Source organism: Rhizobium sp. NZLR1b (genome assembly GCF_019685155.1).
Classification (GTDB): domain Bacteria; phylum Pseudomonadota; class Alphaproteobacteria; order Rhizobiales; family Rhizobiaceae; genus Rhizobium.
Genome location: NZ_JABDWC010000005.1, coordinates 177,648 through 201,501, shown reverse-complemented (window position 1 = coordinate 201,501; position 23,854 = coordinate 177,648). Strand labels below are relative to the sequence as shown.

22 protein-coding genes are annotated in these 23,854 nt (G+C 61.1%); 11 read left to right on the top strand and 11 right to left on the bottom strand.

All coding sequences use genetic code 11. The features are described from left to right. The first annotated feature begins 10 nt into the window (after positions 1-10). The gene (locus tag HJB84_RS09670; RefSeq protein WP_221115817.1) at positions 11-1,012 is read left to right on the top strand and encodes an ABC transporter ATP-binding protein; all 1,002 of its coding nucleotides are present in this window, start codon (positions 11-13) and stop codon (positions 1,010-1,012) included. Between the two features lie 69 nt (positions 1,013-1,081). On the opposite strand, the gene HJB84_RS09665 is transcribed toward HJB84_RS09670, so the two are convergent. The 6 genes from HJB84_RS09665 to HJB84_RS09640 all read right to left on the bottom strand — a co-directional run bounded on the left by HJB84_RS09665 (position 1,082) and on the right by HJB84_RS09640 (position 6,574). Next, the gene (locus HJB84_RS09665; RefSeq protein ID WP_003541496.1) at positions 1,082-1,387 is read right to left on the bottom strand and encodes an NIPSNAP family protein; all 306 of its coding nucleotides are present in this window, start codon (positions 1,385-1,387) and stop codon (positions 1,082-1,084) included. A gap of 193 nt (positions 1,388-1,580) precedes the next feature. Next, positions 1,581-2,642: an ABC transporter ATP-binding protein gene (locus tag HJB84_RS09660; protein WP_207581170.1), complete on the bottom strand. Its 1,062-nt coding sequence runs from the start codon at positions 2,640-2,642 to the stop codon at positions 1,581-1,583. Positions 2,643-2,654: 12 nt separating this feature from the next. Beyond that, entirely contained in the window at positions 2,655-3,443 is a 789-nt protein-coding gene (locus HJB84_RS09655; RefSeq protein WP_207581169.1) for an ABC transporter permease, read from the bottom strand. Further along, a complete protein-coding gene (locus HJB84_RS09650) occupies positions 3,440-4,333 on the bottom strand; it encodes an ABC transporter permease subunit (protein WP_207581168.1) in 894 nt (297 codons plus the stop codon). Before HJB84_RS09650 ends, HJB84_RS09655 begins: the two co-directional genes overlap by 4 nt. Positions 4,334-4,406: 73 nt before the next feature. Beyond that, complete coding sequence (locus HJB84_RS09645; RefSeq protein ID WP_207581167.1) at positions 4,407-5,510, bottom strand: ABC transporter substrate-binding protein; 1,104 nt, start codon at positions 5,508-5,510, stop codon at positions 4,407-4,409. 191 nt (positions 5,511-5,701) lie between these two features. Further along, entirely contained in the window at positions 5,702-6,574 is an 873-nt protein-coding gene (locus HJB84_RS09640; RefSeq protein WP_221115816.1) for a MurR/RpiR family transcriptional regulator, read from the bottom strand. A 178-nt stretch (positions 6,575-6,752) separates the two neighbouring features. Between HJB84_RS09640 and HJB84_RS09635 the strand changes: the two genes are divergently transcribed. The 6 genes from HJB84_RS09635 to HJB84_RS09610 all read left to right on the top strand — a co-directional run bounded on the left by HJB84_RS09635 (position 6,753) and on the right by HJB84_RS09610 (position 14,561). Next, entirely contained in the window at positions 6,753-7,523 is a 771-nt protein-coding gene (locus HJB84_RS09635; RefSeq protein WP_207584345.1) for an N-formylglutamate amidohydrolase, read from the top strand. 121 nt (positions 7,524-7,644) lie between these two features. Continuing rightward, the gene (locus tag HJB84_RS09630) at positions 7,645-9,201 is read left to right on the top strand and encodes an amino acid permease (RefSeq protein WP_207581165.1); all 1,557 of its coding nucleotides are present in this window, start codon (positions 7,645-7,647) and stop codon (positions 9,199-9,201) included. A 249-nt stretch (positions 9,202-9,450) separates the two neighbouring features. Beyond that, entirely contained in the window at positions 9,451-10,818 is a 1,368-nt protein-coding gene (locus HJB84_RS09625) for a glutamine synthetase family protein (protein WP_207581164.1), read from the top strand. A gap of 207 nt (positions 10,819-11,025) precedes the next feature. Continuing rightward, positions 11,026-12,411 (top strand): aldehyde dehydrogenase family protein, encoded by a 1,386-nt coding sequence (locus HJB84_RS09620; RefSeq protein ID WP_221115815.1) that lies wholly within the window; start codon positions 11,026-11,028, stop codon positions 12,409-12,411. Continuing rightward, positions 12,408-13,559 carry an iron-containing alcohol dehydrogenase gene (locus HJB84_RS09615; RefSeq protein WP_207581162.1) on the top strand — a complete coding sequence of 384 codons (1,152 nt, stop codon included), beginning with the start codon at positions 12,408-12,410 and terminating at the stop codon, positions 13,557-13,559. The genes HJB84_RS09620 and HJB84_RS09615 overlap by 4 nt, the downstream gene beginning before the upstream one ends. Positions 13,560-13,862: 303 nt before the next feature. Then, complete coding sequence (locus tag HJB84_RS09610) at positions 13,863-14,561, top strand: ParA family protein (protein ID WP_221115814.1); 699 nt, start codon at positions 13,863-13,865, stop codon at positions 14,559-14,561. Between the two features lie 70 nt (positions 14,562-14,631). On the opposite strand, the gene HJB84_RS09605 is transcribed toward HJB84_RS09610, so the two are convergent. Next, positions 14,632-16,032 carry a L,D-transpeptidase gene (locus HJB84_RS09605; protein ID WP_207581160.1) on the bottom strand — a complete coding sequence of 467 codons (1,401 nt, stop codon included), beginning with the start codon at positions 16,030-16,032 and terminating at the stop codon, positions 14,632-14,634. A 255-nt stretch (positions 16,033-16,287) separates the two neighbouring features. Between HJB84_RS09605 and HJB84_RS09600 the strand changes: the two genes are divergently transcribed. From HJB84_RS09600 to HJB84_RS09590, 3 genes are all read left to right on the top strand, one after another. Beyond that, the gene (locus HJB84_RS09600; RefSeq protein ID WP_221115813.1) at positions 16,288-17,127 is read left to right on the top strand and encodes a DUF4432 family protein; all 840 of its coding nucleotides are present in this window, start codon (positions 16,288-16,290) and stop codon (positions 17,125-17,127) included. Between the two features lie 71 nt (positions 17,128-17,198). Continuing rightward, positions 17,199-17,537, top strand: a complete 339-nt coding sequence (locus HJB84_RS09595; protein WP_207581158.1) for a TIGR01244 family sulfur transferase — start codon at positions 17,199-17,201, stop codon at positions 17,535-17,537. A gap of 86 nt (positions 17,538-17,623) precedes the next feature. Further along, positions 17,624-17,968 carry a RidA family protein gene (locus HJB84_RS09590; protein WP_207581157.1) on the top strand — a complete coding sequence of 115 codons (345 nt, stop codon included), beginning with the start codon at positions 17,624-17,626 and terminating at the stop codon, positions 17,966-17,968. Between the two features lie 39 nt (positions 17,969-18,007). On the opposite strand, the gene HJB84_RS09585 is transcribed toward HJB84_RS09590, so the two are convergent. Genes HJB84_RS09585 through HJB84_RS09570 form a run of 4 tightly spaced genes read right to left on the bottom strand, consistent with a single transcriptional unit; the run spans position 18,008 to position 22,791 of the window. Beyond that, positions 18,008-19,666, bottom strand: a complete 1,659-nt coding sequence (locus tag HJB84_RS09585; protein ID WP_207581156.1) for a thiamine pyrophosphate-binding protein — start codon at positions 19,664-19,666, stop codon at positions 18,008-18,010. A 2-nt stretch (positions 19,667-19,668) separates the two neighbouring features. Beyond that, entirely contained in the window at positions 19,669-20,856 is a 1,188-nt protein-coding gene (locus tag HJB84_RS09580) for a CaiB/BaiF CoA-transferase family protein (protein ID WP_207581155.1), read from the bottom strand. Positions 20,857-20,872: 16 nt separating this feature from the next. After that, positions 20,873-21,829 carry a DMT family transporter gene (locus HJB84_RS09575; RefSeq protein ID WP_207581154.1) on the bottom strand — a complete coding sequence of 319 codons (957 nt, stop codon included), beginning with the start codon at positions 21,827-21,829 and terminating at the stop codon, positions 20,873-20,875. A 17-nt stretch (positions 21,830-21,846) separates the two neighbouring features. Next, complete coding sequence (locus HJB84_RS09570; RefSeq protein ID WP_221115812.1) at positions 21,847-22,791, bottom strand: alpha/beta fold hydrolase; 945 nt, start codon at positions 22,789-22,791, stop codon at positions 21,847-21,849. 255 nt (positions 22,792-23,046) lie between these two features. On the opposite strand from HJB84_RS09570, the gene HJB84_RS09565 reads away from it, so the two are divergent. Then, positions 23,047-23,787, top strand: a complete 741-nt coding sequence (locus HJB84_RS09565) for a ribonuclease T2 family protein (RefSeq protein ID WP_207581152.1) — start codon at positions 23,047-23,049, stop codon at positions 23,785-23,787. The last annotated feature ends 67 nt before the right edge of the window (positions 23,788-23,854 follow it).

The window sequence follows — 23,854 nt, the reverse complement described above, 5'->3', positions numbered from 1 at the left end:
GGGAAAATCAGTGGGATCGCTTCAACTCAAATCCATCCGCAAGACCTATGGCACGCATGAGGTGCTGAAAGGCATCGACCTCGAGGTCAAGGACGGCGAATTCGTCATCTTCGTCGGGCCGTCGGGCTGCGGGAAATCGACGCTGTTGCGTAGCATCGCTGGCCTCGAAGACGTCACCTCGGGCGCTGTCGTCATCAACGGCCGAGATGAGACGCTGACGCCGCCGGCCAAGCGCGGCATCGCCATGGTATTCCAATCCTATGCGCTCTATCCACATCTGACGGTCAAGGACAATATGGGGCTCGGCCTCAAACAGGCCGGCACCGCCAAGGACGAGATCGAAAGGCGCGTCGGCAAGGCGTCGGGCATGTTGTCGCTGGAGCCCTATCTGGCGCGCCGGCCGGCGGAGCTTTCCGGCGGCCAGCGCCAGCGCGTCGCGATCGGCCGCGCCATCGTGCGCGAACCGGAACTTTTCCTGTTCGACGAGCCGCTATCGAACCTCGATGCGGCGCTACGCGTCCAGACCCGGCTCGAAATCGCCCGGCTGCACCGCAGCCTGAAGGCGACGATGATCTACGTCACCCACGATCAGGTCGAGGCGATGACGCTTGCCGACAAGATCGTCGTCTTGAACGCGGGCGCGATCGAGCAGATCGGTTCGCCGATGGAACTCTACAAACGACCGGCCAATGTTTTCGTCGCCGGCTTCATCGGCTCGCCGCAGATGAATTTTATTGCGGCGGAGAAGGTTGGCGATCACAGCGCCAAGACGATCGGCGTGCGTCCCGAACACATGACGCTGTCGCGCGAGCAGGGGACTTGGGCTGCGAAGGTCGTGCATGTCGAGCATCTCGGCGCCGACACGATCATCTATCTGGAATCCGACCAGTGCGGCCTGCTGACGGCCCGTCTCTTCGGCGAGCACCAGTACGAGCCGGACGAGATCGTCTATGCGACGCCGGACCAGGCGCATGTGCACCGCTTCGATGTGGACGACCAGGCGATCCGCTGAGCGCATGACAGAATGAAAGCCCTGCCAGCGTGCGGGCTTTTCATTTCCAGTGGCCGTGTGCCGGTTCGGTCAGCCGAGCAGGGGCCGCATGAAGCTACGTTCATAGCTGACGATACTGCGGTTGCGTTTGTCGAGCTCGAAAGCGGCCTGACATTCTGGATCGCTTGCCATGCGCGTACGGTAGTCCTCGTAGGCGGCCAGGCTCGGGAAGGAAAACAATGCAACGGCAATGTTGTTGGCGCCTTCGGATGGCAGGAAATAACCGTGATGGGTGCCGCCCATCCTGTTGACGATCGGAATCCAGAGCCGGGCATATTCCTCGAATTCGGCAAGCTTGTACGGATCGATCACATAACGCAGGTGGCAGGTAATCATTGACATATCCCATCGCGTAAAATGCAGTGCGGAGTGCCGCGCGGTTCATTTGATTTGCTCAACTTCTGGCAGCGAGCTTAAAGAGTTCAAGTGCTTTGTGGTGATGGCTGCATCACGTTTGTTGACAATTCGGCAGGACTGAAATGAAAAAGGCGCCGTTTCGCGGCGCCTTTTGCTTGAGCTGTTTGGCGACTCAGTCGCGGATGATCAGCAGGTCGGCTGCCATGAAGCGCAGTGTCACGGTTTCGCCGGCCTGCGGCGGGGTGGTGCCCGGGCTGTTGAACATGTCGAAGGAGATGACGTTGCCGCCGACATTCATGCGGGTGCGGATGACCGACCCCAGGAAGTGGGCCGAGACGACGTGACCGGTCAGCGCAGTATCGCTTCTGACGCTGTCGGAGAGCGAGCCGGCCTCCGGGCGCAGCGCCAGCGAGATGGTTTCGCCGGCCTTGTGGGCTGCGACCGACTGTTTCAGCGTGATGTTCTGATCACCGATCTGGATGCGGTTGGCATCGGGGTCGACGACCTTGGCCTCGATGAGGTTCAGCGTGCCGACGAAAGAGGCGACGAAGCGCGTTGCCGGCGCATTGTAGATCTCGAACGGCGAACCGATCTGGTCGGCTTTGCCGGCATTCATGACGACGATGCGGTCGGAGATCGACAGGGCCTCTTCCTGGTCATGGGTAACGAAAACAGTGGTGATGCCGAGCTGCTGCTGGATCTGGCGGATTTCCTCGCGCAGCGACACGCGGATCTTGGCGTCGAGTGCGGAGAGCGGCTCGTCGAGCAACAGTACCTGTGGCTTGACGGCAAGCGCGCGGGCAAGGGCGACACGCTGCTGCTGGCCGCCCGACAGCTGATAGGGAAAGCGGTCGGCCAGGTGATCGAGCTTAATCAGGCCGAGCATTTCCTTGACGCGGGCATCGATCTCAGGCTTCGGGGCGCCGGCGACCTTGAGGCCGAAGGCGACATTGTCGTGCACCGTCATGTTGGGAAAAAGCGCGTAGGCCTGGAACACCATGCCGATATTACGCTGGTTCGGCTTCAGCGCGCTCTGATCCTTGCCGTTGATGGTCAGCGTACCGCCGGTCGGCGTTTCGAAGCCGGCGATCATGCGCAGGACGGTCGTCTTGCCACAGCCGGACGGTCCGAGGAAGGAGACGAATTCACCTTTCTCGATGTTCATGTTGAAGTTTTTGACGACCTGAACCGGGCCGAAGGATTTTTGAATGTTGGTCAGCGTGAGAAAAGACATGAGCCAATTACCTTAAGCCTTTGCCGGGCGGGCTTTGCCGAAGCGGGAAACGAGGTTGAGCAGGCCCATGCTGAGCCAGGTGATCGAGAAGGCGATGACGGCGAGCGCCGAAGGCTCATAGGCCTTGTTGGCGCCGACGAGCTGCAGGTAGGGGCCGAAGGCCGGACGGTTGAGCAAGGCAGCGAATGTGAACTCGCCCATGACGATCGCAAGCGTGATGAAGGCGCCAGACAGCACGCCGCTCATGACGTTCGGGAAAATGCACTTGAACATGATGGTCGTCCAGCGGGCGCCGAGGCTCTCAGCGGCTTCCGTGAGGGTGCGGACGTCGATGGCGCGCATGGCGGTATCGACGGCGCGGTACATGTAGGGCAGCGACAGTGTGATGTAGGAGAAGACCAGCAGGATGTTGGTGCCGGTCGTCGAACCCGTCAGCGGTAGGTAGGACGATGAGTTGTACATCCTGAGGTAACCGAAGACGATGACGATCGCCGGAATGACCAGCGGCAGCAGCGTGATGAATTCGACGACCGGGCGCATCTGCGGCAGGCGCAGCCGCACCCAATAGGCCGTTGGAACGACGAGCAGCATGCCGAAGACGATGGTCAAAAGTGCCATCATCATGGAATAGCCGAAGGTCTCGCGGAACTGGGCGTCCGAGAAGACCGACTGATAGGCGTCGAGGCTGTATTCGCCGCGGCGCATGCGCAGCGAAAACTCAATGGTGCCGATCAACGGAATGATGAAATAGGACGCGCCCAAAATAATGGCGATCCAGGCTCCGAGACGTTGCGCTTTCATTTCTGCCACCGTTCGGCGCGCATGCGCAGCATGAGGTACAGGACGTTGGAGACGCCGGTGATGACGATCATTCCGAGGGCGATGGCGTAGCCGAGGTTGGCATTGTGCAGAACGTCGCCGCGGATCTGTGCATAAAGAAGGATCGGTACGATGTTCAGCGAGCTGCCGGTCAGCGCGAAAGCGGTGGCAATGGCGCCGAAGGCGTTGGCGAAGAGCAGCAGCGTCGTGCCAAGCAGGCTTGGCCAGAGGATCGGGAGCGCCACCATCGTCCAGTACTGGCGGTTGGTGGCGCCGAGGATTTGCGAGGCTTCGCGCCATTCCTTCTTCATACCGTCGAGGGCAGGCGTCAGGATCAGCACCATCAGCGGGATCTGGAAATACATATAGGTGATAGTGAGGCCGACGAAGGACAGCAGGTTGAAGCCGGTGCCGTACAGATTGAAGCCAAACCATTCCCGCAGGAAGATCGTTACAAGGCCGGTGCGGCCGAGCGTTGCCAGAAAGGCGAAGGCAAGCGGCACGCCGGCGAAATTCGAGGCGACGCCGGAGAAGGTCAAAAGGGTCGAGCGGACGGAGGCGGGCAGGCCACCAAGCACGACGGCCCAGGCGAGGAAAAAGCCGATCAACGCACCGCCGAGAGCCGACGCCACCGAGACACGGATACTGATCCAGTAAGCGCTCATGATCGAGGGGGTAAAGAGATCGCCGATATTCTTCAGCGTGAGGTTGCCCTCAGGGGTCAGGAACGCGCCCGCCACAAGATAAAGCGTGGGGATGATCAGGAACAGCAGGGAGAAGATAATGAAGGGTGCAATGCCCAGCCAGTCGATCACGCGATCTCTGTTGATCAAGGGGGCACTGCTCACCATAGGCGTTGAAACCGTGCTCATGGAAAAAGCTCATCCTGGGGCGTCGGAGTGAGAAAACCTCCCCGCCTATGCGGCGGGGAGGCAGGATCAGAGGTTACTTGACGCTGGCGCCGACCACGGAATCCCAGTTCTTGGTGATGGTTTCCTTGCCGGCGGCCTGCTCTTCGAGCGTCGGGAAGACGGCCTTTTCGTAGGCTGCTGCCGGCGGCAGCTTGTCGAGCAGGTCCTTCGGGATCTTGTTGTTCTTGGCAAGATCGTTGAAGCGGATCGGGTGGCAATAGCCCTTCAGCCAGCCGAGCTGACCCTCGTCGGAATAAAGGTATTCCATCCAGAGCTTGGCAGCGTTCGGATGCGGAGCGAAGGCAGAAATCGCCTGGACGTAGACACCGGCAACGACGCCCGTTTTCGGAACGACAACCTCGAACGGAGGGTTGCCCTTGAGGCTCTGGCCCCAGGAGAGCGCGTTGTAGTCCCAAGCGACGATGATCGGCGTTGAGCCCTGTGCGAACGGAGCCGCCTTGCCGACAACAGGCACGAAATTGCCGTTCTTGTTCAGTTCGGCGAAGAATTTCAGGCCTTCTTCGCCCGCCTTGGCCGCGTCACCGCCGGATGCGGAAAGACCAGAGGCATAGACGCCCTGGACAGCCTGGTTGGCGCTGCGCGGATCGCCGGCCAGCGCGACGCTGTTTGCGTAATCGCTCTTTTTCAAGTCGGTCCAGTCGGCCGGCGATTCCTTGACGAGATCCTTGTTCACGAGGAACGAGAGAACGCCATAATAGTCGCCGTACCAGTAGCCTTCGGCATCCTTGGCCGAGTCCGGGATCGAATCCCAGGTGGAAACCTTATAAGGCTGAATCAGGCCGTCTTTCTTGGCAGACGGACCGAAGGAGAGACCGACGTCGATGACGTCAGGAGCCTGCGGGCCGGTGTTGCCCTTGTTCGCCTTGATGGCTTCGACTTCGTCGCCCGACCCTGCGTCCGGGTTCAGTTCGTTGACCTCGAGGCCATACTTGGCCTTGAAGCCGGCAATGACGTCGCCGTAGCCGCACCAGTCGTGCGGAAGAGCAATCGTCGTCAGAGTGCCTTCCTTCTTGGCGGCGGCGATCAATTCAGCGCTCGGCTCGGCGGCGGCAATCGCGGTAGAAGCCACGATCATCGCAGTAGAGAGCGACAGAAGTCGAGAAATGTTAGAGATCACTGTTGTTCTCCTTCGGGTTTTCAGTGTCTGGCGATGCTGTTAATGAGCTTACATGAAGCTTGTGTGACGGCTGGATGACGTTAATTTTCTATGGATAGCAGGCGTTTGCGACACGTGTTTTATTTGCGACGGCACTGCTTTGTTTCCGCGAAAATCCGTCCTTGTTTTTTCTCTGTTTTAGTCTTGTCCTCCTAACCCGGTTTGCGGAAAAGCTTGGTTTGCTCGAACAAGCCCTCAAGCGTCTTCATGCGCTCCTTCGTCTCGTCCCAGGTCGAATTCTGAACGGCCTCGATCAATGCTTCGACGATGAACAGGGTGACGACGGAGGAATCCCAGGCCGACGGCGCCTCGATCCGGACGCGGAAGGCATGCCGGGCCAGCTTGGCGGCCGGCGAGCCCCACTGGTCGGTGAAGACAACGATTTCGGCGCCGCGTTTGCGGGCGGCGGTGGCGAGGCTCACCATCTCCTGCTCATAGCGGCGGATGTCGAAGATGATCAGGATGTCGCCGGCGTTCATGTTGAGGACATATTGCGGCCAGCTGCTGGAATTCGACGACAGCAGCGTCGTTGCAGGACGGATCACCTGCATGTGGGTGAAGAAATACTCGGCAAGCGCGCCGGTGATGCGGCCGCCGACGAAATAAAGGCCGCGCTTGCGGTCGGAGAGTAGCGAAGCGACACTGTCGAAGGTCGCGGTATCGAGATCACTCAGCGTTTGGCGCAGATTGCCCATGATGGCATCGGCGAAACGATTGAGGATATGAGTGCCCGGCGCATTTTGAGCCCAGCGATCATGCTTGGTGATCGGGTTGGAGATCGTCGCCTCGAGCTCCAGATGCAGATGCGCCTGAAAGTCCGGATAGCCTTTGAAGCCGAGCTTTTGAACCATGCGCACGACGGTCGGCGTCGAAACGCCGGCATTCTCGGCGATCGTGGTGATGCTGCCGAGACCGGACACCGGATAATTGTCGAGAAGGCTTTCGGCCAGTTGCTTTTCGGCACGCGTCAACACCCCCAAATGCGAGTGTATGACGTCCGAAACCGTCTTCGACGCAACTGTCACGTGACTATGCTCCCCGGGATGGTCTGGCGCCACTTTCCCACTCAAATTAAGAACGCTGTCATAATCCATGTCAACCACTGTCGTGAAAAGAAATTTTCAGTCGACGCTTGACAGTGATCGAAACCTGAAGAATTCTTTTCTTCATAAGGAATTTGTTAAGGGATAAGGAGTGGCGCCTTTGGTGCTGGCCGGGCCGAAAATCCTCAGCGAAGCGGATGGCGACTGTGTCGGGATCGAGCGCGTCCGTGGCCAGAGCCCGGTGCTGCTAATCTGCGAGCATGCCTCGAATGCGCTTCCGGCGCATTTTGGCGATCTTGGCCTGCCCAGCGAAGCACTCGCGAGCCATATTGCCTGGGACCCGGGCGCCCTTGCGGTTGCCCGCGGCATATCGGAAGGGCTCGACGCGACGCTCGTTCACCAGCGGTTCTCCAGGCTTATCTACGACTGCAACCGGCCGCCCAGTTCACCTGGCGCCATGCCGGAGACGAGCGAGATTTACGCCATTCCCGGCAACAAGGAATTGACCGCCGAAGAACGCCTTGCGCGCACCGACGCGCTCTACGTGCCTTTCCACGACGCGATTCGTGGGCTGATCCGCGATCGCCGGGCGAGGGGACAAGACAGCATCATCGTGACGATCCACAGTTTCACGCCGGTCTATCACGGCCGCGAGCGACCGGTGGAACTCGGCATATTGCACGATGAGGACAGCCGGTTCGCCGACCTTATGCTGAAGGCAGCGGCCGAGGCGCCGCTTTACAGGACAGAACGCAACCAGCCTTACGGGCCCGAGGACGGCGTGACCCACACGCTGATCCTGCACGGGCTTTCGAACGGCTTGCGCAATGTGATGATCGAGGTCCGCAACGACCTCATCGCAGACGATGTCGGCCAAGGGGTCATGGCCGACTATCTAACAGGGCTGCTCCAGCAAAGCCTGGACGCCTGACATAAAAAGAAGACCCGAGGGAGCAGTCTAACTGCGGACGTCCGTACGGCGAGAAGGCCGCGGACAATTTGGCACTGAACCGGCCCGCAATCCCGCGGCCGATCGTGAACAGGGGGAAGTCATGTCGGATTATTCCGAACTGGACAAGAAACAGGATGTGCACATCCTGCATTCCATGGGTTATGCCCAGGAACTCGAACGGCGAATGAGTTCATTCTCGAATTTTGCAGTCTCATTCTCCATTATCTGCATCCTCTCCGGCGGCATCAATTCGCTGGCGCAGGCGACCTCCGGTGCCGGCGGAGCGGCGATCGGCATCGGCTGGCCGCTCGGCTGCTTCGTCTCGCTCGTCTTCGCCATCGCCATGGCGCAAATCAGCTCGGCCTATCCGACAGCCGGCGGGCTCTATCACTGGGGCTCGATCCTCGGCAATCGTTTCACCGGCTGGCTGACTGCCTGGTTCAACCTGCTCGGTCTCGTCACCGTGCTCGGCGCTATCAATGTCGGCACCTACTATTTCTTCATGGGTTCGTTCGGCACCACCTATCTCGGGCTGACGGACACGACGACGGTGCGCATCATCTTCCTCGTGATCATCACCGGCGCGCAGGCGCTCGTGAACCACATGGGCATCGGATTGACTGCGAAGCTGACCGACTTTTCCGGTTATCTGATCTTCGCGAGCTCGATCGCGCTCGCGGTTGTCTGCCTCGCCGCCGCCCCCTCCTATGAGGTCGGACGCCTCTTCACCTTCGCCAACTATTCCGGTGAAGCCGGCGGCAACGTTTGGCCGGCCACGTCAGGAACATGGGTCTTCCTTCTCGGCCTGCTGCTGCCGATCTACACCATCACCGGTTATGACGCTTCGGCACACACTTCGGAAGAGACGGTCAAGGCTGCCGAATCGGTTCCGCGCGGCATGGTCGCCTCGGTGCTTTGGTCGGCGCTTTTTGGCTACATCATGCTGTGTGCCTTCGTCCTGATGCTGCCGAACATGGACGATGCGGCAAAACAGGGCTGGAATGTGTTCTTCTGGGCGATGGACAGCCAAGTGAATCCCATCGTCAAGGATATTCTCTATTTCGCCATCCTGGTGAGCCAGTGGCTGTGCGGTCTTGCGACGGTCACCTCGGTCTCGCGCATGATCTTCGCCTTCTCGCGTGACGGCGGTCTGCCGGCATCGAAGGCGCTGTCGAAGGTCAGCCCGCAGTACCGCACGCCGGTGGCTGCGATCTGGACCGGCTCGATCCTGTCTGTTCTCTTCGTCTGGGGTTCTTCGCTCGTTTCGATCGGCGACACGCCGGTCTATACAATCGTCGTCGCGTGCACGGTCATCTTCCTGTTCTTCTCCTTCGCGATCCCGATCACCCTCGGCCTGTTCGCTTGGGGCACGTCGAAGTGGGACAAGATGGGCCCGTGGAACCTCGGTGAGGGCGTCTTCAAGCTCTTTGCCGTACTGACTGTCATCGCGATGATCCTGATCTTCGTTCTCGGCATCCAGCCGCCGAACGAATGGGCGCTTTACATCACTGTTGGCTTCCTCCTCGTTACTGCGATCGTCTGGTTCGGCTTCGAAAGCCGGCGCTTCAAGGGGCCGCCGATCGGCGCCGAAGTGGCAAAGCGCCAGGCCGAGATCGCGGCGGCCGAAGCAGCCGTCGGCGAAAGCGGCGAACACTAAAGCGCGGGGCGATCTTTCAGATCGCTCCTCGCACTCTAGGTCTTTGTTTTTCCGCATGTCGTTAGCGCAAAACCGCGGCACACTTTTACGCGACATGCTTTAGGCATCGAGGCTTCCCTCTCAAATGGCGGGGCCGCATCCTGCGGCCCCATCACCGGTTCAACGAAAAGGCATCAGGTCCACATCCGGCCGTGCGCATGCGATTTCGTTGCCCCGATCTTCTCAATTCCAATGTCAGGCGGATCAATCATGAGCAGCAGCTACACAATCGACGATCTCAGGAAGGATGTTGCCGAAGGGCGCATCGATACGGTTCTGGCTTGCCAGGTGGATATGCAGGGCCGGCTGATGGGCAAGCGCTTCCAGGCGGAATTTTTCCTCGAGAGCGCCTGGAAGGAGACGCATAGCTGCAACTACCTGATCGCCACCGACATGGAGATGGAGACCGTCTCCGGCTACAAGGCGACAAGCTGGGAAAAGGGCTACGGCGACTATACGATGAAGCCGGATTTGGCGACGCTGCGCCGTATCCCCTGGCTCGACGGCACGGCGCTGGTGCTCTGCGACATGCTCGACCATCATACCCATGAAGAGGTCGCCCATTCGCCGCGCGCGATCCTGAAGAAGCAGGTGAAGCGCCTTGAGGATATGGGCATGAAGGCCTACATGGCCTCCGAGCTCGAATTCTTCCTGTTCGACCAGAGCTACGAGACGGCGCAGGCGTCCGGCTACCGCAACCTCAAGCTCGCCAGCGCCTATAACGAGGATTACCACATCTTCCAGACCACCAAGGAGGAAGAGGTGATGCGGGCGATCCGCACCGGGCTGCAAGGCGCCGGCATTCCGGTCGAGAATTCCAAGGGCGAGGCTTCCGCCGGCCAGGAGGAAATCAACGTGCGTTACGCCGATGCGCTGGCGATGGCCGACCGGCACGCGATCATCAAGAACGGCTGCAAGGAGATCGCCTGGTCAAAAGGCAAGGCAATCACCTTCCTGGCCAAGTGGAATTACAACGCCGCCGGGAGTTCCTCGCATATCCATCAGTCGCTCTGGAGCCTGGAGGAGAAGCCGCTATTCTTCGACCATACCGGCAAATACGGCATGTCGCCGCTGATGCACAACTACGTGGCCGGGCTTCTCGCCCATGCAAGCGAGATCACCTATTTCCTGGCGCCCTACATCAACTCCTACAAGCGCTTCATGGCCGGCACCTTTGCGCCGACCAAGGCGATCTGGAGCAAGGACAATCGCACCGCCGGCTACCGGCTCTGCGGCGAGGAGACCAAGGGAATCCGTATCGAGTGCCGCGTCGGCGGCTCAGATCTCAATCCCTATCTCGCCTTCGCCGCACTGCTTGCCGCCGGCATCGACGGGATCGAGAACAAGCTCGAACTCGAAGCCCCCTTTGTCGGCGACGCCTATGGCGGCAAGGGCGTTCGCGAAATCCCGCGCACGCTGCGTGCCGCTACGATCGAAATGACGGAATCGGCAATGCTGCGCAAAGCCTTCGGCGACGACGTGATCGACCATTATACCCGTGCCGCCGAATGGGAGCAGGAAGAATATGACCGCCGCATCACCGACTGGGAAGTGGCGCGCGGTTTCGAAAGAGCCTAATAGGCATTTACGGATTGCTTGTCCTGCACCCCAACCCTCTTCCCGTTCTGACGGGGAGAGGGGACGTACCATGCGAGGGGTGGGCTGGGGACGGAGAGGCATCGGCATGCCCCCTTCGCCAAGCGAGCGGAGAGACGGTGCCGGCAGGCGGATGAGGGGCTATGGCCCTCGACGAAATTTTTGATCATACGAGGACGGAAATCGATCATGGCAATGATCCAATGTATTTCACCGGTTGACGGGTCGGTCTACGCCGAGCGCGCCGCACTTTCTCTCGATGCCGCCAAGGACGTGGTGGCGCGGGGCCGCAAGGCGCAGAAGGCTTGGGCGAAACGGCCGCTCGAAGAGCGCGTGCAGCTGGTGCTGAAGGGTGCGGCGCGGCTGAACGAGATGTCAGATGTCGTCGTGCCGGAGCTTGCCTGGCAGATGGGCCGGCCGGTCAAGTATGGCGGCGAATATAAGGGCTTCAACGAGCGCTCGAATTATGTCGCTTCGATTGCGGCGGATGCATTGGCGCCTGTTGTCGTCGAGGAGAGCGAGCGTTTCGAGCGCCGCATCGAACGCGAAGCGCATGGTGTCGTCTTCGTCGTCGCGCCGTGGAACTATCCCTATATGACGGCGATCAACACGATCGCACCGGCGCTGATGGCCGGCAATACGGTGGTGCTGAAACATGCCTCGCAGACGCTGCTGGTCGGCGAGCGGCTGGTTCAGGCCTTCGTCGAGGCCGGCGTTCCCGATGACGTGTTCCAGAACGTCTTCCTCGACCATCAGACGACGTCGGCGCTGATTGCCGCCGGCAGCTTCAATTTTGTCAATTTCACCGGATCGGTCGAAGGCGGACGCTCGATGGAGCGGGCAGCCGCCGGCACCTTCACCGGCCTCGGCCTCGAACTCGGCGGCAAGGATCCGGGTTACGTCATGGATGACGCCGATCTTGAGGCTGCCGTCGATACGCTAATGGACGGCGCGACCTATAATTCCGGCCAATGCTGTTGCGGCATCGAGCGCATCTATGTGCATGAATCGCTCTATGACGCCTTCGTCGAGAAGTCGGTCGCCTGGGTGTCGAATTACAAGCTCGGCAATCCGCTCGATCCCGATACCTCGCTCGGGCCGATGGCGCATAAGCGCTTCGCCAAAGTGGTGCGCGAACAGATCGCCGAAGCGGTTTCCAAGGGTGCCAAGGCGCTTGTCGACCCTAAGCTTTTTCCGCAGGATGACGGTGGCGCTTATCTGGCACCGCAGGTTCTCGTCGATGTCGACCATTCCATGGCCTTCATGCGCGAGGAGACCTTCGGTCCGGCGGTCGGCATCATGAAGGTGAAGAGCGACGAGGAGGCACTCGCTTTGATGAACGACAGCCAGTACGGACTGACGGCCTCGCTCTGGACCGGCGATGTCGAGCGGGCAGCGCGGCTCGGCCGCGAGATCGAAACCGGCACCGTTTTCATGAACCGTGCGGACTATCTCGATCCGGCGCTCTGCTGGACCGGCGTCAAGGAGACCGGCCGCGGCGGCTCGCTGTCGATCATCGGCTTCCAAAATCTCACGCGTCCGAAATCCTTCCATCTGAAGAAAGTCACAGCATGAGCAGCAACATCACCGCAAACTGGAGCTACCCGACATCGGTCAAGCTCGGCCGGGGCCGCATCAAGGAACTGGCCGACGCCTGCAAGAGCCTCGGCATCAAAAAGCCGCTGCTCGTCACCGACCGCGGCCTCGCCTCGATGGCGATCACCAAGAACGCGCTCGATATTCTCGAGGATGCCGGCCTCGGCCGGGCGATCTTTGCCGATGTCGACCCGAACCCGAACGAGAAGAACCTCGATGCCGGCGTCAGGGCTTTCAAGGATGGCGGCCATGACGGCGTCGTCGCCTTCGGCGGCGGCTCCGGCCTCGACCTTGGCAAGTGCGTCGCCTTCATGGCCGGCCAGACGCGGCCAGTCTGGGACTTCGAAGATATCGGCGACTGGTGGACGCGCGCGAGCCTCGAGGGCATCGCCCCGATCGTCGCCGTGCCGACAACGGCCGGTACCGGTTCGGAGGTGGGGCGCGCCAGCGTCATCACCAATTCGCAAACGCATGTGAAGAAGATCATCTTCCATCCGAAGTTCCTGCCTGGCGTCGTCATCTCCGATCCGGAACTGACGGTCGGCATGCCGAAGATCATCACCGCCGGCACCGGCATGGATGCCTTCGCTCATTGCCTGGAGGCCTATTCCTCGCCCTTCTATCACCCGATGTCAGCCGGTATCGCGCTTGAAGGCATGCGGCTTGTCAAGGAATTCCTTCCGCGCGCCTATAGAGAGGGCACCGATCTCGAAGCCCGCGCCAACATGATGTCCGCTGCCGCTATGGGCGCGGTCGCCTTCCAGAAGGGGCTCGGCGCCATTCATGCGCTGTCGCACCCGATTGGCGCCGTCTACAACACCCATCACGGCATGACCAATGCCGTCGTCATGCCGGCGGTGCTGCGCTTCAATCGCAAGGCGATCGAGGAGAAGATCGGGCGCGCCGCTGCCTATCTCGGGATCTCGGGCGGTTTCGACGGCTTCTACGATTATGTGCTGAAACTCCGCTCCGAGCTCGGCGTGCCCGAGACGTTGTCGGCGATGGGAATCGCGGCTGACCGGATCGACGAATTGTCGGCGATGGCGATCGAAGATCCAAGTGCCGGCGGCAACCCGGTTGCACTGACGCTCGAAAATACCAAGGCCCTTTTCAGGGATTGCTTCTGACCATAACAGCGGACCTTCAGACTGGCCCGGAAGCTATTGGCTTCCGGGCTTTTTTGTCTTTTTTGTACTGGCGGCATCCGTGCTTCAAGTCTTGGCCCGATGCATATTGTTGTCCCAACACCGCTGAACACTTTTGGGCGACATGCATGAATTTTAGGGATGTGAAAAATACCAACTGCAATTTCGGCGGGCGTGTTCGGGATTTGTTAACCATGATTGTAAAGAATGGATTAACCGCACGATGCTCCGACGGTGCGTAAAAGAGCGATTCCGGCTCGCGCCATTTCCTTCCGAGGACCGAACATGCCTGTCATTACATTCGCAAATACCAAGGGCGGGGCCGGCAAGACGACCGCTGTTCTGCTGCTCGCCACCGAGTTAGCCCGCAAGGGTTACCGCATCACCATTCTCGATGCCGACCCGCAGCATTGGATTTCGCGTTGGCACGAAATATCGGGTCATGTGCCCAATATTTCGGTGATTGACTTCGTGACAACCGCTTCGCTGCCGCTGCATATCAGCGAGAACAAGCACAATACCGACTATTTCATCGTCGATCTGCCGGGTGCGCGCAATCCGCTGCTTGCCACCGCCGTCGGCCTTTCGGATCACGTGCTGATCCCGATCCAGGGCTGTGCGATGGATGCGCGCGGTGGCGCACAGGTGCTTGAACTGCTCCAGTATCTGGACGAGAAGGCGGGCATCAAGATCGGCCATTCGGTGGTGCTGACCCGCGTCAACTCGATGGTGACGACAAGGGCGCTACAGGTCGTCAAGTCGCTGCTCAGCGAGCGGCATGTTCCGGTGCTGGATACCGCCATCATCGAACGCTCGGCCTTCCGCGACATCTTCGACTGTGGCGGCACACTGCACACGATCGAGCCCACACGCGTCAGCAATCTCGACAAGGCGCGTGAAAACGCCACCTGTTTCGCCGAGGAAATGATGAGCAAGCTGCCGGTCAGGCTGATGGAGTCTGCCCGTATGGCGACGGCGGCCTGAGCATCCTCCTTATGAAACGGAAAAGGCCGTCGGAGTGATCCGGCGGCCTTTCCGTGTGCACCAGATATCCTCAGTCGACGAATTCGACCGTCACGCCCGGCTTGACCATCTTGGCAAGTTCGGTCGCATCCCAATTGGTCAGGCGGATACAGCCATGGCTCTGGGTGCGGCCGATCTTGGAAGGCTCGGGTGTGCCGTGAATGCCGTAGGTCGGCTTCGACAGCGCCATCCAGACGGTGCCGACGGGGCCGTTCGGGCCGGGCGGAATGTTGAGGATCTTGTCGTTGCCGGCCTGCTGGAAATTGATCTTCGGATTATAAGTATAGCCGGGATTGAACGCGACGCGCTCGACCGTGACGGTGCCCGACGGGGAGGGTGTGTCGGTCGAGCCGATCGATGCCGGGTAGGCGGCAATGAGATTGCCGGCGCCGTCATAGGCAAAGACCTGCTTGCGGCCCTTGTCGGCGATGATGCGGGCGACCTCGCCGCTCTTCGGCTCGCCCGGATTGACGACCTTGATGATCGTGCCGGCAACGGTGAAATCGGCGCCGGGGTTCATTTCCTTGAGGAAGGCTTCATCCATGTGGAATCGCTCGGCCAGCATTTCGGTGGTCGAGGAAAAGGCGAGCGACGGCAGCAGCGCCTTCTGCGAATAGTCTTCCGGGATCTGGGCGACGAAGGGGCCGGCGGCATCGGCCGGCGTAATCGTGTAACTGACGACCGGCAGGCCGCCGTTCATGCGCAGCTCTTCGAGAATGGCGTCGGTGTCGTTCGGGTCGAGTCTGGAGCCGGTCATCTGGTCATAGGCATAGACCGACTTGGTGACGTTCGAGCCCATATGGCCGTCAATGACGCCGGGGGAGATGCCGGCGCGATCGAGGAAGACCTGCAGCGCGACGATCTCGGGCTTCGACTTGTTCTTCAGCGTGATGACGGGCTCATCCGGTGCGGCGCTCGGCGCGTCAGCGGGCGGGAGCTGCTGGTCGGGATCGATCGAGGCATAATCGTCGCCGGGCTGCGGATTGCCGATGCTGTTGTCATTGGGATAGGGTTGACCGTCGAGCGGTTGGCGTTCGATCGCCGCATCGCGCGGAATACCGCCGGTGACCGCACCGCGCTCAGAATAACGCGTATCGCCAGAGGCGTTGTCGTCGGCGTAATAGGGATCGTTGCCGTTCTGGTCGGCATAGACCTCGCGCGGACCGGGCCGTGGCGGATAGTAGCCGCGGGCGCGCATCTCGGTGGCGACGACATTGCCATAGGCATCGATCATCACGCGATTGCCGCTGCGGTCGCGGGCATAGATATAGCCGCGGGGGACATAGTCGAGAATTTCGCCGTTCGGCGTAACCAGCACGACATCGCTCTGCCGGCGGTCACGGAACTGCTGCGCGCCTGCCCCCGGTGCTGCAGCCGCGATGGCCGCCAGCACGGCCGCAAGCGAAAATGCCGACTTCAAAAAGCGATTCACGTCTCATACCTCGGAACTGTGACTGGCAGACACACACCTGCGAATTTTGACGCTAGTGTGGAATTTATGAAACCGTGCTGAACAAAATATGAAAATCACTAAGATTTCCTTTTACTCATAAACGTTTGCGTCTCTGTGTCAGTTCCGCAAAATCCATGGTTGCGGCAAAAACACAGGATGGGGACTGCGCCGATTGACGAATGACGGCGCGAAACCTAACGCTACGGCCGCCGACAACCTCCTGAGGAGACTGCGATGATCGAATTTGCTGCCGCAAGCGGGCCGCGCCTGATGCTGGATGAAACGTCGGTGCTGGATATCGGCGGATGCATCGTCGAAGGCGTCGACATTGCGCCGAAGCGCGCCATTCCCGACGACGGCGATCCGCGAATCGATCACTCGCTCGAAGGCTTCCTGTTCACTTGCGGCCCGGACCATATCCGCCACCGGCAGCCGATTGCCGGCCGGGCCGACGGCAAGGTCTATCCGCTGCACGGATCGGCCTCCGGCCATGCGGCCAAGGTGCTGTGGACGAAGTACGAGAACGGCAATGCCGAATGCCGCGCCGATATCGACATCGCCACTGTCGAGGGACTGCCGCAGCGCATCGAGCGGCTGTGGCGGATCGACGGGGCGACTGGCGAGGTGCAGCTCGAGGACCGGGTCGTCAATACGAGTGATCACACGGTGCCGACCTTCCTGATGTATCACATGAATACCGGGGGCAAATGGCTGGACGAGGGCACGCTGCTTGAAGGCCGGATGCTTGAGAATGGCGGTTTCCCATGGACATTCGGTGAGGAGCCGGGGGGCATCTTCTGCGTTCCGGCGCCAGCGACGGAGGAAGGCTTCGCGGAGATCCGGCTTGGACCGATTGCCGCGATCGGCGGCAGGACGCTCCGCGTGCGCTTCCGCGCCAATACGCTGCCCCATCTGCAGGTGTGGCGGAACCAGAAAGCGCCGGCCCATATCATTGGCATCGAACCGGTCTCGCATCGCTGGGTCTCCCGCGACGAGCTCGAGGTGGCCGGTGAGTTCAACATGCTGGCACCCGGCGAGAGCCGCAGCTATGCGCTGACCTTCGCCTTCCTCTGAGCGAAGTGTTGTTGACGCTCGCGGGCCTCCCGTCGTAGACCTTCAGCCCACGATTTTGAGGAGACAAGACGATGGATATTCGCCAGATTGACGATGAATATTCGGTTTCGGGCCAGATCACGCTTGAAGAACTCGACGAGATCAAGGCGATGGGGTTCAAATCGATCGTCTGCCACCGTCCCGACCATGAGAGCCCCGACCAGACGTCGTTCTCGGTCATCGAGGCGCGCGCCAAAGAGCTTGGTCTCGATATCGCCCATGTGCCGGTTGGACCGATGGGCGTGACCGAGGAAGCCGTGCAGGGCATGGTCGACGCGCTCGACGAATTCCCGCGGCCGATGCTCGGTTACTGCCGCTCCGGCGCCCGCTCGACAGCGATCTACCAGAAGACCCACCATATCCGCGGCTGAGCCCCGTTAACCGCGCCCGTCCCGGCGCCCGATTTTCCGGCGCTGTGCCGCAGCGCCGCCACCTTCCATTCACTCAGGAGACTATGATGAGCATTAAGCGTATCGACGTCGGCGCGCGCATGAGCGGCGCTGTCATTCACGGCAACACTGTCTATCTCGCAGGCCAGGTCGGTGAGGGCGACAGCGTTACCGATCAGTGCAACTCTTCGCTTGCCGAAGTCGACCGCCTGCTGGCTGAAGCCGGCAGCAACAAGTCGAAGATCCTGCAGACGATCATCTATCTCTCCGACATCGCCGATTTTGCCGAGATGAACGCTGTCTGGCAAGGCTGGATCGATCCGGCCAATCCGCCGGCCCGCGCCACCAGCGAAGCCAAGCTCGCTGCGCCAAAATACAAGGTCGAGTTCATCGTTACGGCCGCGATCGACTGAGGTCACTGCGGGATTGCGTGTCGAAGCCGGTGGGGAGACCTACCGGCTTTTTGCTTGCGCGATTTCCGAGAGTGTGCGCGTCGGCGTGATCGCCTCGGGATCGAGTTTGATCTCGATGATCGCCGGCTTACCGCTGGCACGCGCCCGCTCGAAGGCCGGGCCGAATTCCGCCGTTTGCTCCACCGTCTCGCCGTGCCCGCCATAGGCGCGGGCAAGGGCTGCGAAGTCGGGATTGGTCAGGTCGGTGCTGCTGACGCGGCCGGGATATTCGCGCTCCTGATGCATGCGGATCGTGCCGTAGATACCGTTATTGACGACGACCGCGATGATCGCCAGGCCGAAGCGGATGGCGGTGGCGAATTCCTGGCCGTGCATTAGGAAACAGCCGTCGCCGGCAAAGCAGATGACCTCTCGCTCGGGAAAGAGCCGCTTGGCAGCGACGGCGGCCGGCAGGCCGTAACCCATCGAGCCGGAGGTGGGGGCGGCTTGAGTGTTGAAGCGGCGAAAACGATGGAAACGATGCACCCAGGTGGCATAGTTGCCAGCGCCGTTGGTGAAGATCGTTTCCGGCCGGGTATTGGCCTCCAGCCACTCCATGATCGGCCCCATATGAACCGGGCCAGGACCTGTCGCTGGCGGCTTCGACCAGGAAAGATAGGCCTGATGCATATGCTTCGTGCGCTCGGCCCAGCGCGGCTCGGCCGGCGCTTCCAGATCGGCGAGCGTTGCGACGAAATCGGCAGGTGCGGCGCAGATGGCAAGATCGGGACGATAGATACGGCCAAGTTCGGATGCGTCGGGATGGATGTGCATCAGCGATTGCTGAGGGTAGGGTATGTCGATCAGCGTATAAGACGAAGACGGCATTTCCGACATGCGGGCGCCGAGCAGGATCAGCAGGTCGCTCTCCTTGATCTCCTTCGCCAGCGCCGGGTTGATGCCGATGCCGACATCGCCGGCATAGCAGGGATGGAGATGATCAAACAGCATCTGCCGGCGGAAGGAGCAGCCGACCGGCAGTCGGAAACGCTCGGCGAAGCCTGCAAAGTCGGCGACGGCGTCGGCATCCCAGCGCGTGCCGCCAAGGATCACCATAGGCCGTTCGGCCTTTAGCAGTCTCACATGGAGATCGTCGATCTGGCGGCGGCCGGGATGCGCCTCGACGCTGACATAATGCTTAGCGCGGGGAGCCTCGACCTCATCGCGCAGCATGTCCTCCGGCAGCGTCAGCACGACTGGGCCGGGCCGGCCCGAGGTTGCGACCGCAAAGGCGCGGGTGACGAACTCGGGAATGCGGGCGGCATCGTCGATCTCGCCCACCCATTTGGCGAATTCGGTGAAGGCGCGGCGGAATTCGACCTCCTGGAAGGCCTCGCGCTCGCGGGCTTCTCGCTGCACCTGGCCGATGAAGAGGATCATCGGGATCGAATCCTGTTTGGCGATATGCAGGCCGGCAGAGGCGTTGGTAGCGCCGGGGCCGCGGGTCACCATGCAGATGCCGGGTTCGCCGGTCAGCCTGCCCCAGCAATCCGCCATCATCGCCGCTCCGCCCTCCTGGCGACAGACGACGACGTCGATCTCGCTGTCGCGCAGGGCGTCGAGAACGGCGAGAAAACTCTCACCGGGCACGCAGGAGAGACGCTTGACGCCGTTCGCCTTCAGCGCCTCGACGATCAGTTGCCCGCCGGTCCTCTTCATGCCTATACCTTCCTCTCGCGCTCGGCGAGTTCCGCCAGAATTTCTTCGCTGTGTTCGCCGAGACGTGGGCTCGGCCTGATGTAAGACAACGGCGTTTCCGACAGCACCACCGGCGTCCTGACCCCGGGGATCACGGTTCCGGCCGCATCCGCAAGGTCAATGCGCAGGCCGCGGGCCTGTACCTGCGGGTCGGCGAACATCTCTTCGATCGTGTTGATCGGGCCGGCGGGAACCGCATTCTCCTCGCAGGCCTTCAGCAGATCCGCCTTCCGCCATTTCAGGGTCTCGGTCGAGATGAGGCTGCGCACCTCGCCGCGATTGGCGACGCGGGCCCTGTTGGTGGCGAAACGCTCGTCGCCGGCGATGGCGTCAAGGCCGAGGATGGTGCAGAGGCGACGGAACTGGCCGTCGTTTCCGACCGCCAGAATGAGATAGCTGTCTGCCGCCGGCACGACCTCATAGGGTGAGATATTCGGATGGGCATTGCCGAGGCGGGTGGGTGCCTTGTCGGAGACGAGGTAATTCATGTTCTGATTGGCGAGCACGGCCGATTGCACGTCGAGCAGGGCCATGTCGACGAGCTGGCCTTCGCCTGACTTGAGCGCGTGGATCAGGGCAGCCTCGATTGCCGAGACGGCATAGATGCCGGTGAAAATATCGGCGATGGCAACGCCTGCCTTCATCGGCTGGCCGTCCGGCTCGCCAGTGATCGACATGAAACCTGACATGCCCTGGACGATGTAATCATAGCCCGCGAGGCTGGCATAGGGGCCGGTCTGGCCGAAGCCGGTGATCGAGCAGTAGACGAGTTTCGGGTTCACCTGGCGCAAGCTATCGTAATCGAGCCCGTATTTGACGAGGCCGCCGAGCTTGAAATTCTCGATCACTACATCGGCGGTGGCGACAAGGCGGCGGACGAGATCCTGACCTTCGGGGCTCTTCAGATCAGCAGTAATGGAGCGCTTGCCGCGATTGGCGGCGTGGTAATAGGCGGCCGAGAGATTTTCGCCATCGGCGCCTTCGACGAAGGGCGGCCCCCATTGGCGGGTGTCGTCGCCGCCGTCGGGATTTTCGACCTTGATGACATCGGCGCCGAGATCGGCGAGCATCTGTCCCGCCCAGGGACCGGCGAGCACGCGGGCAAGCTCGATCACCCGGATGCCGGCAAGCGGCGGCTTTTTCGTCGTCATATTTCCTCGTCCGTTTCTACGGCGCCAGTGTCGCCTCAGATGTATCGGATACAGGCTTTGAAGCAAAGCGGCGCTCGCGCCAGAGGATGTAGAAGCCCGACGCCATGATGATCATAATGCCGAGCCATTTGACCGCATCCGGAAAGTCGCCGAAAACAAGCCAGGCGAAGATCGTCGCCGAGACGATCTCGAAATATTGCAGCGGCGCCAGCGTCGAGGCCGGTGCTGCACGATAGGCATAGACGCCGAAGATGCCCGCTATCGCGGCCATGGCGCCGACCCCGGCGAGGTAGAACCAGGCGCTGCCTTCAGGCATGACGGGATCGAAGAGATCGGAACCGCTTCCTTCGCCCGCAAAAAGCAGGATGGCGCAGAAGATGAGGCCCCAGATGCCCATCTGGAACTGCATCGCCCAGGGATCTTCCCGGTGCGAGAGGACGCGGGTCATCAGTACGAAGATCGCGATGCAGAGCGCGCTGAGGACGGGCAGGAGCGCGACGTAGCCGACTTCGCTGAAACTCGGCTGGATGATCAGCATTGCCCCGAAGAAGCCGACGCCGCAGGCGGTATAGCGCCGCCAGCCGATCGTTTCCTTCAGGAAAATGCCGCCGAGAATGGTCAGCACGATCGGCTCGACGAAGAAGATCGCAATCGCGTCGGCGACGGCCATATATTTCAGCGTGGTGACGAAGGAGATCATCGAGACCGTTATGATCGCGCCGCGGATGGCATGGAAAAGGCTCTGGCGCCAGGAGAAGTCGGTGAAGCTGCGCCGCCATATGACGATCGGTAGCATGCAGAGCGCCTGTAGGGCAAAGCGGGCGGCGGTGATCTCGGCGGACGGGATCGTGACGACGGCAAGCTTGGCGAAGATGTCGATGAGCGGCGAGACCATTACCGAAAGAAACATCAGCGCAAGCCCTGTGGTCACGTCGGGGTTGGACGATATGGGGCGGGCAGTGGTGTTGCTCATGATGAAATCCTTGTTGCTCAGGATCTGGCCGCTCGGGGTCTGGCGACGGCCTCGTCGCACCAGTCCGCGAAGGCTGCGGTTGCCGCTTCTGCGCCGATCTCGTTCAGCGTCTCATGCCGCATGCCCTGATATATCTCAGTGCTGATACGAGAGAAGCCCCGGGCTTTCAAATGGTTTGACAGCCAGACGATGGCTTTTCCACGCGCCGTCGCCGGGTCTTCACCGCCGCCGACCAGATGGATTGGCATGTGGCGCGGCAGCCGATCCAGATGGCGCTTCTGCGGGGCGCGAAAAGTCAGGTCGAAAAGATCGAGCCAGAGAGAGACCGAGGCGTCGAAGCCGCAGAGCGGATCGGTGATATATTTGTCGACTTCGTCGGGAAGGCGCGAGAGCCAGTCGAACTCGGTGCGGCATCCCGGAATCGACTTTCCCCAGGCGCCGAAGGTGAGTTTCGGCAGGAGGCCGCTCGGCACGTCGGAGCCCTTCAGCATGCGCTCGGCAAGCAGGATCGCCTGGGCGGCGCGGCCGGCGAGACCGACTGCGAAATTCGAATTCCAGACGGCGACGGCGTCGAAATCGACAGGCGCCGTGACGGCGGCATTGAGGGCGATCAGGCCGCCCATCGAATGGCCGAAGAGGATCACCGGCAGGCCGGGATGGCGCAAGGCCGCGTGAGCGCGCATGGCGATGACGTCGCCGATCACTCTGTCGACGCCGTCCCGCCGGGCGAAGCGGCCGATCGGCGCGTCGGGGGCCGTCGTCTCGCCGTGGCCGCGGTGGTCATGGGCATAGACGTGATAGCCGCGCGCCGCCATAGCCTCTGCGAAAGCGCGATAGCGTTTCGAATGTTCGGCGAGGCCGTGCGATATCAACAGGATGCCGCGCGCCGGGCCGGCGGCCTCGACATGGTGATAGGCAAGCGACGCCCCCGGCACGGTGAGCTTTTGCGTTTCAGAAAACATCTGGATCCTCCTTGCAGGAACAGACCAGATCGCACTGCATAATTCCTTAAATCGGAATCGATTTAAGGAATTATGCAGCAGCAATGTGCTGCAGCGTCCTTTGCGCGTCTGAAAAGACGCGCGGCGCTGAAGGCAAATGCAACACCGAGCCTTGAGTTATCCGATAACAAAATGCGGGAACGCTACGATTCAGGGTTGCGGGCTTTCGATCTTCGTGCTTATTTGTTCCTGTATTGTTCTTTTTTGGGGGTTGAAATGAGCAGCATGCAGTTACGTACCTTGACGTTCGCCGTTTCGATGGTTGTTGCCGGCGCCGCCGTGGCGCAGGAGGCCGGCGGGCGCACCCGTTTTATTCTTTCAGCAAGCTGGCAGCCGGCTTTCTGCCAAACGAACCAGAAGAAGGCCGAATGTGCGAGCCAGACCGGCGAGCGCCCCGATGCGACGAATTTTTCCTTGCACGGGCTCTGGCCGATGCGACAGAATTATTGCGACGTCAACGCCGAGCAGAAGGCCGCCGATAAGGACGGCAGCTGGAACACGTTGCCGGCGGTCACGCTTTCGGCGGAGACGCAGGCGGCGCTCGCAAAGGCCATGCCCGGGACGCAATCCGGTCTGGAACGGCATGAGTGGACAAAACACGGCACCTGCACGAAAATGAGCGCCGAAGATTATTTCGGCGTCGGCGTGCATCTCCTCGGCGCGCTCAATACCTCGGCCGTGCGCGATCTCTTCGCCGCCAATATCGGCAAGCAGGTCAAGGCCGAGGCGATCAAGGCAGCTTTCGACAAGAGCTTCGGGCCGGGCGCCGGCGAGCGCGTCAAGATGAGCTGCCGGCGGGCCGGCAATGTCAAGATGATCAGCGGGTTGACCATCGGGCTTTCGGAGGCCGCCGGGGCGGCGTCGGCGAAAAGCGCCGGGCTTGCCGATCTGATCCAGGGGGCGGGGAAAACCTCCTTCGGCTGCGACGAGGGCGTCGTCGATGCTGCGGGCTTTTGACCGGAAATCCTGAGTAACCGGGTTTCGGCGTTGCCCGCAGGCGCTGTTTCGCCTACATAGCGGCACG